Consider the following 16,626-nt stretch of genomic DNA (forward strand, 5'->3'; position numbering starts at 1 on the left):
TGAATTGTCCACATGAGACCTCACCCTCTTTTGGTCAGGCAGTGAGATGCCCGAAAGGACATCCCCGGGGTGAGGTCTCATTATTCTCTTCGGGACCCACCGCCACCTACCGAAACTTTACACGTTGTCTGCGCAGGACCGACTGGACCAGGGCGCGGCAAAAATGGTATAAGCGAGGTGGCCCGCATGTCCCGGGGCGGGCCAGGGTGGTGTCTGAGCCGGCTGTGGTCTTGTGGTATCTCACAACTGCTCGGTACCGGGCGCCTGACCCGTTGGAGGAGGGGTGGTTTTGAGGAAACGTCTGGCTCGATCTGAGGTCCCCTGTGAGTTGACGTGGAACCTCGACGACCTGTTTCCTACCGAGGAAGCGTGGGAGGCCGAACTAAAGTCAGTTGCAGGTGATATTTCCAGCGTAACCAGGTACAAGGGTCGCCTCGGTGAAGGAGCTCGGGTCTTCTTGGAGTGCATGGAGGCCTGTGAAAGTCTTGCGGTCAGGTTCGACCGTGTGGCCTCGTACGCTTTGCTAAGGCTTGCGGGAGATGCAACCTCGCCGGCCAACCAGGTTGCTGCCGGTAAGGCTACGTCTCTGCAGGCTCAGATACAGGCCGAGACATCCTTCGTTCGATCAGAGGCGTTGGCCCTTCCGGACGGTACTCTGGAACGCTACCTTAAGGAGGAACCGGCCCTTGCGTCTTTCCGCCGCGCCATTGAGCAACTCATAAGACAAAAGCCGCACGTCCTCCATCCAGAAACGGAAAAGGCCGTGGCGGCCTTGAGTGAGGTCCTCGACGCCCCTTCAATGATCTACAACCGGGCAAAGGCAACCGACATGTCTTTCGACCCCATCACCGATAGCCAGGGAAACGAGCTGTCCATGTCGTTCGCGCTCTACGAGAGCCGGTACGAGACTTCCCCCGACACGACTTTGCGGCGGAACGCGTATGCCTCGTTTGTAAAGGGGCTGAAGGCCTACCAGAACACCTTTGGGGCCACCTGGGGCACTGAGGTTAAGAAAAACGTCGTACTGGCCAAATTGCGCGGGTACGAATCGGCCATCCATATGTTCCTCGACCGTCAGGAAGTCCCCATCGAGGTGTACAACAACCTTCACGATATCATCTTGAAGGAACTCGCGCCGCATATGAGGCGGTACGCGCAGCTGAGGAAAAAGGTGCTGGGGTTGGACAGAATGCTCTACTGCGACATCGAGGCCCCGCTTGACCCGGATTTTGCCCCCGAGACCACTTATGAGCGGGCGTCGGAGCTGATCCTCAACGGACTGTCTATTCTCGGACCTGAGTACACCGAGATAATTGCCGCGGCTCTCAAGAACAGGTGGATTGACCTGGCGGACAACGTCGGTAAGTCCACGGGCGCTTTCTGCAACCCGGTCTGCGGTGTGCATCCCTACATTCTGATCACCTGGACCGACAGCATGCGCGACACGCTCGTCCTGTCTCACGAGCTGGGTCACGGCGGTCACGGAGTGCTATCACAAAGGTACCAGCGGCCTGTCAACTGCGAACCCTCCATGTTCTTCGTGGAGGCGCCTTCCACCACAAATGAGCTCCTGGTGGGGAACTACATCCTTTCCCAAACCGAAAACGTGCGTTTTCGGCGCTGGATGACCATGCAGTTCCTCATGACGTACTACCATAACTTCGTGCGTCATCTCATCGAGGGCGAACTCCAGCGCCGTATCTACGCTCTGGCCGAGAAGGACCAGCCCATCACCGCCAGCGTTCTCAGCGAGGTCCAGGGAGAGATCCTCGGTGAGTTCTGGGGAGGCGAAGTCGAGATCGACGACGGCGCCAGGCTGACCTGGATGCGCCAGCCTCATTACTACATGGGCTTGTACCCTTACACCTACTCGGCGGGCCTCACCATCGGTACTGCCGTGGCTCAGGCCATCCAGAAGGAAGGGAAGCCTGCGGTCGAACGGTGGCTCGAGGTGCTGAAAGCGGGAGGCACGAAGAGCCCGATCGAACTGGCGAAGATGGCCGGTGTGGATATGACCAAGCCCGAACCTATCCTCCAGGCTGTCGCCTATGTGGGTTCGCTTGTTGATGAAGTAGTGAAGAGCTTCTAAAGGTTGCGCAAGTGGCCTGGGAACCGTAAGGGGGCGTGTTGGGGGAGGCGGGGAGAGGTAGCCCCGGAGCGCGCGCAGAAAGGAGAGTCGCAAACTGCCGCAGCGGCCTAATAAGAGTAAGAAGGAATCGGTAATCGTATCCCCCTCCCAGGTCCTATCTTTCCGCCTGATGAGGCATCACCTTTCCCGGAGAGGGGACCCGGTCTTCCTGGAAGACGTAGTGCGCAGCATCTCGGGCGTCCAGGCCCAGGTCGCTGCTGCGGCATGTCTGGCACTCCGGGCCAGGGTGAATGGTCTTGCGCCCGAGGACGTGGAGGGGCACCTGTGGGTGGAACGAAAGCTGGTGAAGACATGGTGCATGAGGGCCACCCTCCATTACTTACCTGCATCCGACCTGCCGTGGTACCTGGCCGGAATATGTCCAAGCATAGCCCTCAAAGAACATCGGTGGATGGCGAAAGACGGCCTGGAGCGTCCCCTGTTGGACCGCATGGTAGATGCGGTGGTGGAGGTCCTGTCAGACGGGCCCCTCACCAGGCGGGAGATCGGCTACCGGGTGGTGGCGCGGATAGGCGAGGAAGCCAGGCCGTGGGTGGAGCACAGCTGGGGAGGGGTCATCAAGCAGGCGTGCCTCAGGGGGCTTGTGTGCTTCGGCCCTGAGCGCGGGAGAGAAGTCACCTTTGCGCAGTTGGACCAGTGGATCCCGGGCGTCAAGCGGCTCTCAGAAAGGGAAGGCGCTTACGCCAGGGCCAGGGTCCTGGAGAACTATCTGAGGGGATACGGTCCCGCCACCATCCAGGACTTTTCTTTTTGGTCCGGTGTTCCCGTAAGTGATGCAGCCGAGGCTCGGCAAGACCTGGGTGAGAGGGTGGTGGGCGTCTCCATTGCGGGCGCCGAGGCCCTCGTCCTGAGAGAAGACGTGGAGACGTTAGTCTCCATGGATGAGCCGGAGCATGCTGCAAACCTCCTGCCCAGTTTCGACCCCTTCCTCCTGGGTCACCGTGACAAGACCCTTCTTTTGGACAGTGAGCATTACAAGAAGGTGTACCGGAAAGCCGGGTGGATATCCCCGGTGATGCTTGTAGGTGGAAGGATTGCGGGCACCTGGAACTACACGCGGAGCGGAAAACGGCTGGTAGTTGAGTTTGAGCCCTTTGGTGCCCTGGGCTTGCATGAGAGAAGGGCAGAGGAGGAGAGGCTCGAGCAGGAGGCCGGCGACGTGGGGAGACTTTTGGGTTTCGAGGAGATACAGGTGAGGTGGAGCAGCACTGCGGTTAGAGCGGGTTGCGTCACGTATTAGCTAAGTGTGGCCTCAACTTGCGCGTGGTGCCTGGGGAGTGGGCCGGGCGTGGGGGCTTGCGGGGTTGAGGATGTTGGGAGGCGACAGGCGCGGTGATCAGGATGGAGCGATTGTGTAAACGCTTCGGCACGCTGATGGCCGTTGACGGTCTCGACCTGGAAGTTCGGCAGGGAGAGCTCTTCGGATTTCTGGGCCCGAACGGTGCGGGGAAGACGACCACCATCCGTATGTTGACGGGGCTTCTGCGGCCCACGGCGGGGCGGGTACTCATAGGAGGTTACGACGTCCAGAGAGAGCCGGTGCGGGCCAAGGCCCTGCTCGGTTACGTGCCCGACGAGCCCGTGCTGTATGAGAAACTGACGGGGCGCGAGTTCCTGACCTTTGTGGCGGACCTGTACCGGGTGGACGGCAGCCGCAGGCGCGAGCGCATTCCCGAGCTGCTTGAACTTTTCGGCCTGAGCGAACGTGGGGACGACCTCATCCAGTCCTACTCCCGGGGTATGAGGCAGAAGCTTGCGGTGGCGGGGGCGTTGGTACACGAGCCGCGCGTCCTCATCCTGGACGAACCTACCGTGGGCCTGGACCCGCGCAGCGCGCGCGTGCTCAAAGACGTCCTGCGAGCTCTTGTCGCGAGGGGCGTGACCGTGTTCATGTCCACCCATGTGCTGGAGATCGCCGAGCGCATGTGCACCCGGGTGGGCATCGTCGACCGGGGGCACCTCGTCGCCAGCGGGACCATGCAGGAACTGCGGGCACAGGCCCGGGAGGATTCCGCCACTCTGGAGGACATTTTCCTCAAGCTCACGGGGGGCACCGAGTACGAGGAAGTGATCCGCCTGCTCGGGGAGGAGACCGCCTCGTGAGCCGGTTGTTCGCGTGGAAGTTCCGGCTGTTCTGGCGCTCCCTGGCCCGGCGGTCCCAGGTAGCGGCTGCCGTCAGCCTCATCCTCGCTTTCTTCGGCCTGGTGTGGAGTGTGGCGGTCTTCGTGGGCTCCCGCTACGTTTTCGCCTGGACAGCGCGGGGCCTGCCGCCGGGGGTGCCTCCGGAAGCCGCCGCCATGTTCGCGGGTATGGAGCGTCTCCTGCTCTCAGGCGTCTACCTGGTGGGCCTGTCGATCTGCCTTTTCACCGCCTTCGGGACCGCCTTCGTGACCATGTACTCGTCTTCAGACCTGCCCCTCCTTTTCTGTGCCCCTCTCACGGTCACGCAGGTCTTTATGGTGAAATTCGCCGAGATACTGGCGACCGAGTCCCTGTGGGTCATCCTGCTGGTTTTGCCAGTCACCCTGGGGTACGGGGCCGGCGTGGGTGCCGGCTGGTGGTACTACCCGGCGGCGGTCGTGCTGGCCTTCGTGACGGTGTTCCTGCCCGCGGCGGTGGGCACCTCCCTCAACCTGCTCGCCATGCGCCTCATCCCCCCGTACCGGGTGAAGGAACTGGGCGCCGCCCTGGGTTCGCTGCTGGGTGCGGCATTCTATGCCCTGAGCCAGTTGGGCCCGCGTTATGCGGCGGGCATGAACCCACAGGAGCTGGCCCACATGGTGGGTCGCTTTCGCCTGGCCAGTGCGGGGTATTCCCCGGCCTGGTGGCTGGCCGAGGCCGCCCGCACGGCCGCCCGGGGACCGGCCGATGCCTTCCTGGGCTGGTTCGGCCTGGTGGCCGCCTGTTCGCTGGTTTTCTTCGCCCTATCGTTCGTGCTGGTGCAGGAGGCGTTTTACGGCGGGTGGGCGGGTAGCGGCGAAGTGCGCGGCAGGCAGCGTCGCCGCCGGTTCGCCCGCCAGCCGCGCACCGCCCGTGCGCCAGCCGCCGTGCCCGAGGCTGCTGGCCGGGCGGTCGGAACCTGTGTGCGCCGCGCGGTCGGTCCAGTGCCCGCGGCCGGTGCGGCCCGCGCGCCGGGAGGGCTGCCGTTGCCGGTGCTGGCGCTCGCGGCCAAGGAAGTGCGCAGCATCGCGCGCGACATGCGGGAGTGGGCCCAGGCCCTGTACCTGGTGGTGGTGATGGGGGTGGCCGTGGTGGTCCCCGTTATCAAGGGTGGGAGCACGAGCTTCCTTGCCGGTAGTGGCGGGCGGTACGCCGGCCTGGGAGCCGCCTACCTGATGCTCGCGGGTTTGGCCGGCTACCTCGGTGTGGGGGCGGTGGGGCGTGAGGGTAAAAGCTGGCCCCTGTTGCGCAGCACTCCGGTGGCCGGGGAGGAGATCCTCTGGGGGAAGGTCCTGGGTGTCACGCCCCTGGTGATCGCCCCGGGGCTGGTGCTGGCTCCCCTGCTCGCTCTGGTCCTCGGGGGTGGCACGCTGGCCGTGCTGCTTATCGCCGCCTTCGTCCTCATCGTCGCGCCGGGTCTGGTTTCCCTTAACGTGGCCGCCGGCGCTCTCTACCCCAACTTCACCGCCCGGGACCCGCGCCAGAGGACCTCGGGCTGGGCGTTCCTGCTGAGCCTTCTTCTGGAAGCTGGCTATGCCGGCGTCCTGGCAGCCGGGGTCTGGATGATGGGAGTGGGGTCCTGGACGGGGGTGCGCGCCTGGCTGCGGGCGGTGGGCCTGGTGATCGTGCTGGTTGGGAGCGCCTGCGCCACGGCCGTCCCGCCTGCGCTGGCCGGCCGGCTCCTGGATGTGCGGGAAGCCATCGCCGCCAGCCCCGGGCGCGGTCCGGGGCCAGGTGAGGGTGCGTCCCCGCGAGGTGCTGCAGGCGCTCAGGAGGGTGCAGAAGACACCGGAGTTCCCGGAGGAGTGCTGGCAGCGGGCGCACATTGAGCGCACCAATGCCCATCCGGGTGACTCCGATGGCCCCAATGCAAGAGCCACGGTGCAGGCAGGGCGCGGTCGCACTTCGCTCAGGATCCTGCCTGGCAGTGCCACATCCAGTTTTCGCGTTCTTCTACCCCGGCGGTAGTTGTATAATCCTGGCAGCCCGCTTTGATGCGTGGCCCCGCGGGCAAGGGGCAGGGGCATACAGCGGAGCGGGGGGCATAAACATTTAGTATGCCGGGCAGGGACAGCCGGTGGTAATCTACGCGGACCTGTTTTTTCTAACCAACTGGGCCATGGATTATCTGCTCCTTTGGGCCACGGCCAGGTTCGCCGGGGTGCGGGCCCGGGGGTTGCGTTTGGCGGCCTCGTCCTTCCTGGGAGCCGCCTACGCCACCGCCTTCCTGTTCCCCGCCGCCCGCCCCCTGTATTCAGTAGCGGCCAAGGCCGTTTTCTCGGTGCTCATGGTTACGGTGGCCTTCCCTGTCCGCTCTCCGCTACACCTCGGGCGCCTGTGGGGGTGTTTTGCGGTGCTGTCCCTGGCTGCCGGCGGAGGGGCCCTGGCCCTGGCTTATCTGCAACTGCCCGGGGTGGGGGGGCCGTTTCCCGGTATCCCCTCATGGCTGGTGGGCGTCGCGGTGGCAGCCACCCTGGTCCTGGCCGGACGGGCCTGGGCTTACCGCCACCAGCAGTCCAGTCTGATGGTGCTGCCGGCAGAGGTCTCCCTGGGCGGGCGCACGGTGGCCTTCCCCGCCCTGGTGGACACCGGCAACCGCCTGCGGGACCCCTTTACCGGTGCTCCCGTGGTGGTGGTCGAGTACGGGACGGCCCGGCGCCTGGTCCCCCGGCCCCTTCAGCCCCTCCTGCTCGGTCGCACGGTGCCCGGTGCCGGGGAAGGGGTCGAGGAACCCCTGGCCGGGCGGTTCTGTATCGTGCCCTTCGTAGCCCTCGGGAGCCAGCGGGGCGTGCTGTACGGCTTTCGCCCGGACAGGGTGAGAGTCCAGCACCAGGATGGCTGGCGCCTGGTGGGACCGGTAGTGGTGGGAGTTTGCCCGGACATCCTGTCGCCGGAAGGGTGGTACCGGGGCCTCTTGCCCCAGGATGCCCTCCGGGAAGAGAACAGGGGTGGGGGAGGGGATACGACATGAGACGACGGTGGGCGACCATGCGCTGGCAGGTGTACCTGTGGGTCCGTGGGGTGCTGGCACGCTGGGGGATAATCCCCCGCATCTGGTACGTGGGGACCACCGAGGTACTGCCGCCCCCGCTGTCCAGCGAGGAGGAACGTTACCTCCTGGCCCGGCTGGAAAAGGGAGACTTTGCCGTGCGGGGCGTGCTAATCGAGCGCAATCTCCGCCTGGTGGTCTACATTGCCCGCAAGTTCGACAACACGGGAGTACCGACGGAGGATCTGGTTTCCATCGGTACCATCGGCCTTATCAAGGCGGTCAACACCTTTGACCCGTCCAAGAGGATCAAGCTGGCCACCTACGCCTCCAAGTGCATAGAAAATGAGATCCTCATGTACCTTCGCCGCAACGGCCGCACCCGCCTGGAAGTGTCCCTGCACGAGCCGTTGAACATCGACTGGGACGGGAACGAACTGCTCCTCTGCGATGTCCTGCCTGACACCGGAGGCGAGGCGGTGTCCAAGCGCATGGAGGACGAGGTTGACCGCGTCCTCCTGCGCAGCGCAGTGGCCCGACTCAGCGCCCGGGAGCGGCGCATCCTACAACTCAGGTTCGGACTGAAGGACGGCAAACCCCGCACGCAAAAGCAGGTGGCCGACCTGCTGGGCATATCCCAATCCTACATTTCCCGCCTGGAGAAGCGCATCCTCAAGCGGTTGCAGGGAGAACTCATGCGCGCCATGCAGTAGCACCGCCGCCCCGTACCGGCCCGGCATCCCGTCGCGGTGCGCTTCCTGCCGGTTGGTGGCAGGGCTGGCAGGGGTACCCTTTACATATTTGTCCGACTTGGCATGCAACGTTGCGCATAAAGGTCCTTTGTTGTGGGCATACTTTTGGCGGAAGATGCCCACGGCAGGGGGTCGGATGGATGAACCGGGTGGAGATATGCGGGGTGGATACCTCGCGCCTGCCCGTACTATCCAATGCCCGCATGCGGGAGCTTTTTGAGGCCATGAAGAATGGCGATCGGCGGTCCAGGGAAGAGTTGATATACGGGAACCTACGCCTCGTCCTGAGCGTCATCCAGCGCTTCAACAACCGGGGCGAATACGTGGACGACCTGTTCCAGGTAGGATGCATCGGCCTGATGAAGGCCATAGACAATTTTGACCTGAGCCAGAATGTGCGCTTTTCCACCTACGCGGTGCCCATGATCATCGGTGAGATCCGCCGTTACCTGCGGGATAACAACACCATCCGGGTGAGCCGCTCGCTGCGTGACGTGGCCTACCGGGCCCTGCAGGTACGGGATGCGCTGGTCGGCAAGTACGCGCGTGAACCATCTATCGCCGAGATCGCCGAGGAATTGAAGTTGCCCCAGGAGGAAGTGGTTTACGCCCTGGACGCCATCCAGGAGCCCATTTCCCTCTTCGAGCCCGTGTACCACGACGGGGGAGACCCTATCTTCGTGATGGATCAGATCTCCGACGAGCGCAACGAAGATGCCAGCTGGTTGGAGGGAATCTCCCTCCGGGAGGCGATGGGTAAGCTTTCCGAGCGGGAAAGGCTGATCCTTACCCTGCGCTTCTTCGAAGGGAAGACCCAGATGGAGGTAGCCGAGGAAATCGGGATATCCCAGGCCCAGGTCTCCCGGCTGGAAAAGGCGGCCCTCAACCACATGCGTCAGCATATGTGACCGTTCCGCCGCCCCCGCGGGGCGCCAGCTGGCGTGGCGCCCGAGCGTCCGGGTACGAAACAGCGGGAGGAAGAGACGAGGAGGAAAAGGCAAGGTGAGACAAAGGTGATGAGCAATTCCAGCAGGCGCGGGCGGAGGGTGCTGCTAGGCTTGGGGGCGGTGGTGCTGGCTGCCATTGTGGGTGCGGTCGGGCTGGTGGCCAGCGTGCGTCCCGCCCCGCGAGCCGAGCTTGCGTACAATCCCTACAACCTGGTGCGCCTGCACGTTCTCGCAGCCAGCGACCGGCCCGAGGATCAGGCCCTGAAAATGCGGGCCCGCGACACGGTCGTCAATTTCCTTTCTTCCCGGTGGGGAGAAGTGCGGGACACCCAGGGAGCACTGGCCGTGCTCGAGGCGAACAGGGTCGAGCTGGCACGGCTCCTGGGGGACTTGATCGCCGCGGCCGGTAAGGACTACGGCGTTATATTGCAGGTGGGGTACTTCCCCTTCCCCGAGCGGACCTATCGTGACCTGACCCTGCCGGCGGGAACATATCCGGCCCTGCGGGTGATCCTGGGAGAGGGCACGGGACAGAACTGGTGGTGCGTGCTGTTCCCGCCCCTTTGCTTCCTGGACGCACGGGTAGCCGTCCCCACGGCCCTGCCCCTGAGCGCGGAGGAAGCTGTCCTGTCTTTCGCCATGGCACAGGATGGACAGCAGGCGATGGGGGCCGCTCGACTGGAGGCGGGGCAGGTGCCGCATGAGGTGCGGCAGTTGCTGGTGGGCCGCTCCCAGTCCGGGGGGATGGCGATGCCGCGTCCGGAGGTGCGCTTGTTCATCCTGGACTGGATGCGGAGGCGGGGCATCGACCCTGCGGGCTGGGTGCAGAGGTGGTGGCAGGAACAGGCCCACCCCTAACCGAGAGCGGGATGGGTTCGGCGCTCCCCTCATAAATTGATGCAGGGGCCCACATGCGCCTGTCGGACCTGCGCTTTCGGGACGTGGTAACGGTAAAGGACGGCCGCCGCCTGGGCTTCATCAGCGATTGGGAAGTTGATCCCCAGACCGGCCGGCTGCTGGCCATGGTGGTACCCGGTAGCCCCCGCGTCCTGGGGTTGCTGGGAAGGGAGCCGGATTACGTTATACCCTGGGAGAGGATAAAGAAGATCGGCGAGGACGTGATCCTGGTAGAGGCCGGCTAGCAGGAGGCCGCCCGGGGCGGGACGAAACCAAACCCGGGTGGTTTCCCGTGAGTTTCTCAAGGAGTGACGACGGGGGTGTACCGGTGCTGCGCATCCGGCCTTTGGAGGAGGCCGGATGCCTGGCCCTGTTCACATTACGGCCCCTTGGCCTCGCCGCCGGCCCCCTGCATCCCGGGGAAGTGGTGCGCCAGGTTCGGGCTTCCCTGACCTGGGCATACCTCCCCCGGCCTCCGGTGGTGGTGCGCCAGGTGCACGGCACCCGGGTGCTGCCGGTGGAAGATGTCCCCCCTGCGGGCGAACCGGGAGACTGGCCCGCGCTCGGAGAAGGAGATGGCATGGTGACGCGCCGGCCGGATTTGCCTCTGGCCGTGTTCTGTGCCGATTGTGCTCCGGTTCACCTCTGTGACCCGGGAAGGCGGGTGGTGGCCCTGCTCCACGCCGGCTGGCGGGGGACGGTGGCCGGCATCGTGGAGCAGGGGCTGGAGGCCATGGCCGCCGTTGCCGGCGGCCGCCCCGGGGACGTTCTGGCCGCCATCGGCCCGTGCATCGGACCCTGCTGCTACGGGGTCGGGGACGATGTGCGAGCCCGGGTGGAACATCGCCTGGGTGAGGATGCCGCGCGGGTGCTTGCCATCCGCCAGGGGAGGCTTTTCTTTGACCTGCCGGGGACGATTGCCATTCTCCTGGAGAGGGCCGGCGTCCCCTCCCTACAGGTTTACCGGGCCGACATGTGCACGGCCTGCCACCCCCATCTGTTCTGGTCCCACAGACGGGATGGAGGTGTGACGGGCCGGATGGCGGCCGTACTGGCCCTGAGGGGATGACGCGGTCGGCAGCGCGGGGGAGGCAGGTGCGCCCCGCCTCCTACCGGGGAGGGCGTCCACCCGCGCGGCGGCGTTCTGCCGCGGGGGGGGCCGCACGGGGGACCATGGCACGCCGGCGAGGGGGAAGGACCCGCTCATCCCGGGTACGTTCTGCTGGGGTGCGGCGGTACCTGCCTTTCCCGGCACCCTGGGGGAGGTGGTTGCTGGTGGGGCTGGTGCTGCTCGTCGGGGTGGGCGTCGTGGGCACGCTGGGGTATTCCTGGACACGAGCTGCCCTGTTGCCCTACCTGGTCCGCGTGGTGGAGGCCAAGCCGGGACGGTTGGAGACCACTGTGAGTGGGCAGGCCGTGGTCCTGTGGGACGAGTGGGTGCTCACTGCCCCCGTGGCAGGTATGGTACGCCTGCGCGTGCGGGAAGGGGAGAGGGTGCGCACGGGCACCCCGGTGTGCCTGGTGGACGGGAACGAGGTGGGATCTCCCGCCCCCGGCGTGGTCAGCCTGGTCACGGACGGGACGGAAGGCCACCTGCGTTTCGGGTCGGGGACGTCGCCGGCCGCTCCCCAGGTCCTGGGGCTCAAGCCCCGGCCGCACCAGTTGCGCGATGGCGAGGCGGTCGCGGTAGGGCAGGCCCTGGCCCGGGTGGTGGATACCAGCCGGATGCGCCTGTGCCTGGTCCTGCCTCCCGCTGAGGTGGCCCAGCTCGCCAATCGTTCCCGGGTGCTGGTGCGATTGCCGGGCGGCCGGGAGATTGCGATGCGGCCTGAAGCGCACCATCCCGGGGACGACCGCACCTACGGCACCATTGTCCTGGCGAGCAACGAATGGATCGAACAACTGCTGCGCGTCAGGGTAATTACGGTGGAGGTTATCAAAGAGCGGGCCTCAGGACTCCTGATCCCCAGGCGGGCCCTGGTGGAAAGAGAAGGCCAGCCCGGGGTATTCGTGGTGAAGAAGACCCTGGCCCAGTGGGTTAAAGTGGAGGTCAGGGGTGAAAAGGATTCCCTGGTGGCCGTCGAGGGGATTCCCGAGGGCAGCCAGGTGATCACCAACCCCTGGCTGGTCCGCGAGGGGGCCATCGTGAGGTGAGGGGCAGTTGTCCGTAGCAGAGCGTTACCGGCAGGTCCTTGATCAGGTGGCCGAGGCCGCCCTGCGCGCGGGGCGGAGGCCGGAAGAGATCGCGGTGGTGGCAGTCTCAAAAGGCATAGACGATGAGCGCATCCGGGAAGCGGTGGCAGCGGGAGTGCATATCCTGGGAGAAAACCGGGTGCAGGAGGCCCGGGACAAGCACGGGCGCCTGGTGGATTTGCCCGTGTCGTGGCACCTGGTTGGACACCTGCAGACTAATAAGGTAAAATACGCCGTAAAGCTCTTCGACCTCATCCATTCCCTGGATAGCGTGCGCCTGGCGCGGGAAATCCAGAAGAGGGCGGGCGAGCAGGGCCGGGTGGTGAGGGTTCTGGTGGAGGTCAACGTGTCCGGGGAGCCCTCCAAGTACGGGGTAAGCGAGGCCGAGTTGCGTCCCCTGCTGGAAGAGGTGGCCACCCTGCCCCTGGTCCGGGTGGAGGGGCTGATGACCATAGCCCCGCTGGTGGAGCACATGGAACAGGCTCGCCCCTGCTTCCGGCGCCTGCGCGAACTGGCCCGGCGGGTCCGGGAATGGGGCATCCCGGGAATCGAAATGAAGGAGCTTTCCATGGGCATGACCCAGGACTTCCCGGTGGCGGTGGAGGAGGGGGCAACCATGATCAGGGTGGGGACGGCCATCTTCGGCCCCCGCGGCTGATCGCAGGACTTCGGTCGCCTCCTGTCGAAGATGGCGGAAGTTTGAAGGCAAGGGAGGGTTCCCTGGTGCTCACCCCTCTTGACATCCACAACAAGGAGTTTCGCCGGTCGTTCCGCGGGTACTCGGAGGCAGAGGTAGACGAGTTCCTCGACCAGGTGGTGCGCGATTTCGAGGCCCTGCTCAGGGAAAAGACCGCCCTGGAGGAACGCGTCGAGGAGCTGGAGAACCGCCTCTCCAACTACCAGGCCCTGGAAGAAACCCTTAAGCAGACCCTGATACTGGCCGAGGCCACCGCCGACGAGGTGCGGGCCAACGCCCGGCGCGAGGCGGAGATCATCCTCAAGGAAGCGCAGGCGAAGGCAAAGGAAATCGTTGACGATGCCGAGGCGCGCGCCCAGCTTGCCATGCGCGAGGCGCAGGCTCGCGTGAAGCGCACCCAGGATGAATACGAGGAGCTGAAACGGCAGGTGCAGACCTTCAAGGCGCGGGTGCGCAGCCTGTTCCTGACCCAGCTCGACCTGCTGGGTGATGTGGCGGCGGCGGAACAGGCGGCTGCCGCCGACCGGCCGGCGCACGGCACCGATCGGCCGCCGGTGGCATCCGCCCCGTCCCAGGCATCCCCGGGGGGGCCGGGTGCGGTACCGGCAGGAGACGACGACGGGCCGTGACGAGCTGATGGGTCAGGAGATGACGGCGCCGTGACCGCGGTGGGTGAGCCGGCCATGATCCCGATGGGCCGTACCCGGGAAGGGGTGGTATTCAAGCTGCGGGTGCAGCCGCACGCCCGCCGGCAGGAGGTGGCCGGCGTGCGTCAGGGTGCCCTGCTGGTGAAGGTTACCGCCCCTCCCGAGGGTGGGCGTGCCAACGAGGCTTGCCGCCGGCTGCTGGCGGACACCCTGGATGTTCCTGGCGAGCGGGTGGAAATCATCCGGGGCCACACGGCGCGCGACAAGGTGGTGCTCATCCATGGCCTGACCGTGGACGAGGTGGCGGGCCGCTTGAAGGAGTGTCTGCAGAAGTGAGCAAGGATGGAAAGTACGACCATACGCTGAATCTGCCCCGCACGGCCTTTCCCATGAAGGCCAACCTGGCGCGGCGGGAACCCGAACTGCTCAAATGGTGGCAGGAGGAAGACCTGTACGGTAAGCTGCGCGAGGCTCGCCGGGGCCGGCCCAGGTACGTCCTGCACGACGGGCCGCCTTACGCTAACGGCAGCATCCACATCGGAACCGCCCTCAACAAGATCCTCAAGGATTTCGTGGTGCGGTTTGCCTCTATGAGCGGCTACGACGCCCCGTATGTCCCCGGTTGGGACTGCCATGGCCTTCCCATTGAACTGGCTGCCCTTAAGGCTTTGGGTATCGACCACCATGAGGTTGAGCCTCTGGAACTGCGCCGCTTCTGCCGGGAGTACGCCCTCAAGTACGTGGACGTGCAGAGGCAGCAGTTCATGCGTTTGGGTGTAATCGGAGACTGGTTCCGTCCCTACCTCACCATGGACGGAGCGTACGAGGCCCGCCAGGTGGAAGTGTTCGGAGAGATGGCGCGCCGGGGTTACATCTACAGAGGGCTCAAGTCGGTGCACTGGTGCTCCGCCTGCGAAACCGCCCTGGCCGAAGCCGAGGTGGAATATCACGACCGGCAGTCGCCGTCCATCTGGGTGGCTTTCGACGTCAGCGACGGCCGGGGAGTCCTGCCGGCCGACAGCAGGGTGGTGATCTGGACCACCACCCCCTGGACCCTGCCTGCCAACGTGGCCATCGCTGTGCACCCCGAGGCCACCTACGCCCTGGTGGACACCGAGCAGGGGAAGCTGGTGCTGGCCCGGAGCCTGGTGGACGACACCTGCGCCGACTTGGGGCTGGAACGCTGGGAGGTGGTGGCCACCTTCCGGGGCCGGGATCTGGAAGGCGTGAGGTGCCGGCATCCCTTTTTCGACCGGGAGTCGGTGGTGGTGACGGCCGAGTACGTGTCCCTGGACGAGGGCACCGGGTGCGTGCACATCGCCCCCGGCCACGGTCCCGAGGACTTCGAGGTGGGCAGGCGGTACGGCCTTCCCGTCCTCTCCCCCATCGACGGCAGGGGGCGCTTCACGTCGGAGGCGGGGTGGCTGGAGGGAAAGTTCTACCGGGATGCCGACCCGGAAATCATCGCGGAACTCAGGAGACGGGGTGCCCTGCTGGGGGCAGGCACCACCCTGCACTCGTACCCGTGCTGCTGGCGCTGCAAGAATCCCCTGCTCTTCCGGGCCACCGAGCAGTGGTTCGCTTCCGTGGAGGGGTTCCGGGAGCAGGCCCTGGAAGCCATTGATCAGGTCACCTGGGTGCCGGCCTGGGGCCGGGAACGCATCCGCAACATGGTGAAGGACCGCGCCGACTGGTGCGTCTCGCGCCAGCGGGCGTGGGGGGTGCCCATCCCCATCTTCTACTGCACCTCCTGCGGGCAGCCCCTCATCACGCAGGAGACCATCGCGGCGGTGGCGGACCTCTTCCGCCGGGAAGGCTCCGATGCCTGGTTCCGGCGCGAAGCTGCTGAGATCCTGCCGGCCGGGACGTCGTGCCCGTGCGGGGGGACTGCTTTCCACAAGGAATCCGACATCATGGACGTCTGGTTCGACTCTGGGTCCAGCCACGTGGCCGTCCTGGAGGAGAGGCCCGACCTCTCCTGGCCGGCCGAGTGCTACCTGGAAGGGTCAGACCAGCACCGGGGGTGGTTCCAGGCCTCCCTGCTCACCTCCGTGGCGACCCGGGGGAAGGCGCCGTTCCGTACCGTGGTCACCCACGGCTTCGTGCTGGACGGTGAAGGCCGGGCCATGCACAAGTCGCTGGGGAACGTGATCGACCCCGCCGAAGTCACGGACAAATACGGGGCGGACGTCCTGCGCCTGTGGGTGGCGGCCTCCGACTACCGGGACGACGTGCGCATCTCGCCCGTCATCCTGGACCAGTTGGCCGAGGTGTACCGCAAGATCCGTAACACCCTGCGCTTCGTGCTGGGCAACCTGTACGACTTCCAGCCTGGCCGGGACAACGTCCCCTACGAGAACCTCCTGGAAGTTGACAGGTGGGCGCTGTACTCCCTTGCCAAGGTGGTGGAGCGGGCCACCCGGGCGTTCTCCGAGTACGAGTACCACGTGGCTCAGCAGGTCGTGCACACCTTCTGCACCGTGGACATGAGCCAGATCTATCTGGACGTGATCAAGGACCGGCTGTACTGCTCCGGTCCCACCGACCCCGGGCGGCGGGCCGCCCAGACCGTGCTGTACCAGGTGGGCCACACGCTGGTGCGCCTGCTGGCCCCCATCCTGCCCTTCACAGCGGAAGAGGTGTGGCAGCACCTACCGCGCCGGGAGGGAGAAGCCTGGAGCGTCCACCTGACCGAGTGGCCTCACCCGGATGAGGCCTGGATCGACGAGGAGCTGGGCCGGCGCTGGGAGGTCCTGCTGGCAGTGCGCGAGGTGGCCCAGAAGGCCCTGGAAGAGGCCCGCGCGGCCAAGCACATTGGGGGCTCCCTGGCCGCCGCCCTGGAAATCTGCCTGCCCACGGCCGCGCCCGCCGCTTCGCAGCCCGACCCTGGCAACAACGCTGCACGGACCCAGCCCGGCAGCCTGGTGCGGCGTTACCTGCCGGAGCTGCCCGCCCTGTTCATCGTGTCCCAGGTGGAGCTGCGGGAAGGCGAGCCCGATCCCGCGCGCTACCTGGGCTGGGCGGTCGGGGAGCGGGGACCCGCTGCCGGCGTGGGGGTGGGTGTGCTCAAAGCCGCCGGTGCGCGGTGCGAGCGCTGCTGGATTCACTCGGAAACGGTGGGCACCGACCCCGAGCACGCGGGGCTGTGTCGGCGCTGCGCCGACGTCGTCCGCCGCTGCTTCTGAACGCGCACCC

At 65.8% G+C, this 16,626-nt stretch carries 15 protein-coding genes; all 15 read left to right on the plus strand.

Annotation, left to right across the window (positions count from 1 at the left end; all coding sequences use genetic code 11):
- Window positions 1-283: 283 nt before the first annotated feature.
- The 15 genes from pepF (at window position 284) to ileS (ending at window position 16,616) form a co-directional block, all read left to right on the plus strand.
- On the plus strand, window positions 284-2,089 hold the full coding sequence (pepF, locus tag AB1446_10905) for an oligoendopeptidase F (GenBank protein MEW6547401.1): 1,806 nt from the start codon (window positions 284-286) through the stop codon (window positions 2,087-2,089).
- A gap of 220 nt (window positions 2,090-2,309) precedes the next feature.
- Window positions 2,310-3,389 (plus strand): winged helix DNA-binding domain-containing protein, encoded by a 1,080-nt coding sequence (locus AB1446_10910; protein MEW6547402.1) that lies wholly within the window; start codon window positions 2,310-2,312, stop codon window positions 3,387-3,389.
- Between the two features lie 101 nt (window positions 3,390-3,490).
- On the plus strand, window positions 3,491-4,252 hold the full coding sequence (locus tag AB1446_10915) for an ABC transporter ATP-binding protein (GenBank protein MEW6547403.1): 762 nt from the start codon (window positions 3,491-3,493) through the stop codon (window positions 4,250-4,252).
- The gene (locus AB1446_10920) at window positions 4,249-6,138 is read left to right on the plus strand and encodes a hypothetical protein (GenBank protein ID MEW6547404.1); all 1,890 of its coding nucleotides are present in this window, start codon (window positions 4,249-4,251) and stop codon (window positions 6,136-6,138) included. Before AB1446_10915 ends, AB1446_10920 begins: the two co-directional genes overlap by 4 nt.
- A gap of 248 nt (window positions 6,139-6,386) precedes the next feature.
- Window positions 6,387-7,280, plus strand: coding sequence for a sigma-E processing peptidase SpoIIGA (locus tag AB1446_10925; protein ID MEW6547405.1), 894 nt, complete (start codon window positions 6,387-6,389; stop codon window positions 7,278-7,280).
- A complete protein-coding gene (gene sigE, locus AB1446_10930; GenBank protein MEW6547406.1) occupies window positions 7,277-8,011 on the plus strand; it encodes an RNA polymerase sporulation sigma factor SigE in 735 nt (244 codons plus the stop codon). The genes AB1446_10925 and sigE overlap by 4 nt, the downstream gene beginning before the upstream one ends.
- Before the next feature lie 179 nt (window positions 8,012-8,190).
- Window positions 8,191-8,958, plus strand: a complete 768-nt coding sequence (gene sigG / locus AB1446_10935) for an RNA polymerase sporulation sigma factor SigG (protein ID MEW6547407.1) — start codon at window positions 8,191-8,193, stop codon at window positions 8,956-8,958.
- Window positions 8,959-9,117: 159 nt separating this feature from the next.
- The gene (locus AB1446_10940) at window positions 9,118-9,855 is read left to right on the plus strand and encodes a stage II sporulation protein R (protein ID MEW6547408.1); all 738 of its coding nucleotides are present in this window, start codon (window positions 9,118-9,120) and stop codon (window positions 9,853-9,855) included.
- A gap of 53 nt (window positions 9,856-9,908) precedes the next feature.
- Window positions 9,909-10,139, plus strand: coding sequence for a YlmC/YmxH family sporulation protein (locus AB1446_10945; protein MEW6547409.1), 231 nt, complete (start codon window positions 9,909-9,911; stop codon window positions 10,137-10,139).
- A 47-nt stretch (window positions 10,140-10,186) separates the two neighbouring features.
- Entirely contained in the window at window positions 10,187-10,963 is a 777-nt protein-coding gene (pgeF, locus tag AB1446_10950) for a peptidoglycan editing factor PgeF (GenBank protein ID MEW6547410.1), read from the plus strand.
- Between the two features lie 206 nt (window positions 10,964-11,169).
- Complete coding sequence (locus tag AB1446_10955; protein MEW6547411.1) at window positions 11,170-12,048, plus strand: HlyD family efflux transporter periplasmic adaptor subunit; 879 nt, start codon at window positions 11,170-11,172, stop codon at window positions 12,046-12,048.
- A 7-nt stretch (window positions 12,049-12,055) separates the two neighbouring features.
- Window positions 12,056-12,745, plus strand: coding sequence for a YggS family pyridoxal phosphate-dependent enzyme (locus tag AB1446_10960; protein ID MEW6547412.1), 690 nt, complete (start codon window positions 12,056-12,058; stop codon window positions 12,743-12,745).
- A gap of 41 nt (window positions 12,746-12,786) precedes the next feature.
- Window positions 12,787-13,413: a DivIVA domain-containing protein gene (locus tag AB1446_10965; GenBank protein MEW6547413.1), complete on the plus strand. Its 627-nt coding sequence runs from the start codon at window positions 12,787-12,789 to the stop codon at window positions 13,411-13,413.
- Between the two features lie 30 nt (window positions 13,414-13,443).
- Window positions 13,444-13,767, plus strand: a complete 324-nt coding sequence (locus AB1446_10970; GenBank protein ID MEW6547414.1) for a DUF167 domain-containing protein — start codon at window positions 13,444-13,446, stop codon at window positions 13,765-13,767.
- Between the two features lie 53 nt (window positions 13,768-13,820).
- Window positions 13,821-16,616 (plus strand): isoleucine--tRNA ligase, encoded by a 2,796-nt coding sequence (gene ileS / locus AB1446_10975; GenBank protein ID MEW6547415.1) that lies wholly within the window; start codon window positions 13,821-13,823, stop codon window positions 16,614-16,616.
- Window positions 16,617-16,626: the final 10 nt, after the last annotated feature.

The organism is Bacillota bacterium (genome assembly GCA_040757085.1).
Classification (GTDB): Bacteria; Bacillota; Sulfobacillia; order JACIYH01; family JACIYH01; genus JACIYH01.

Excerpts from the sequence above, each read along its gene's own strand:
- sigE (MEW6547406.1), top strand. The coding sequence starts at position 7,277 with ATGAGACGACGGTGGGCGACCATGCGCTGGCAGGTGTACCTGTGGGTC.
- AB1446_10945 (MEW6547409.1), top strand. The coding sequence starts at position 9,909 with ATGCGCCTGTCGGACCTGCGCTTTCGGGACGTGGTAACGGTAAAGGAC.
- ileS (MEW6547415.1), top strand. The coding sequence starts at position 13,821 with ATGAAGGCCAACCTGGCGCGGCGGGAACCCGAACTGCTCAAATGGTGG.
- AB1446_10915 (MEW6547403.1), top strand. The coding sequence starts at position 3,491 with ATGGAGCGATTGTGTAAACGCTTCGGCACGCTGATGGCCGTTGACGGT.
- sigG (MEW6547407.1), top strand. The coding sequence starts at position 8,191 with ATGAACCGGGTGGAGATATGCGGGGTGGATACCTCGCGCCTGCCCGTA.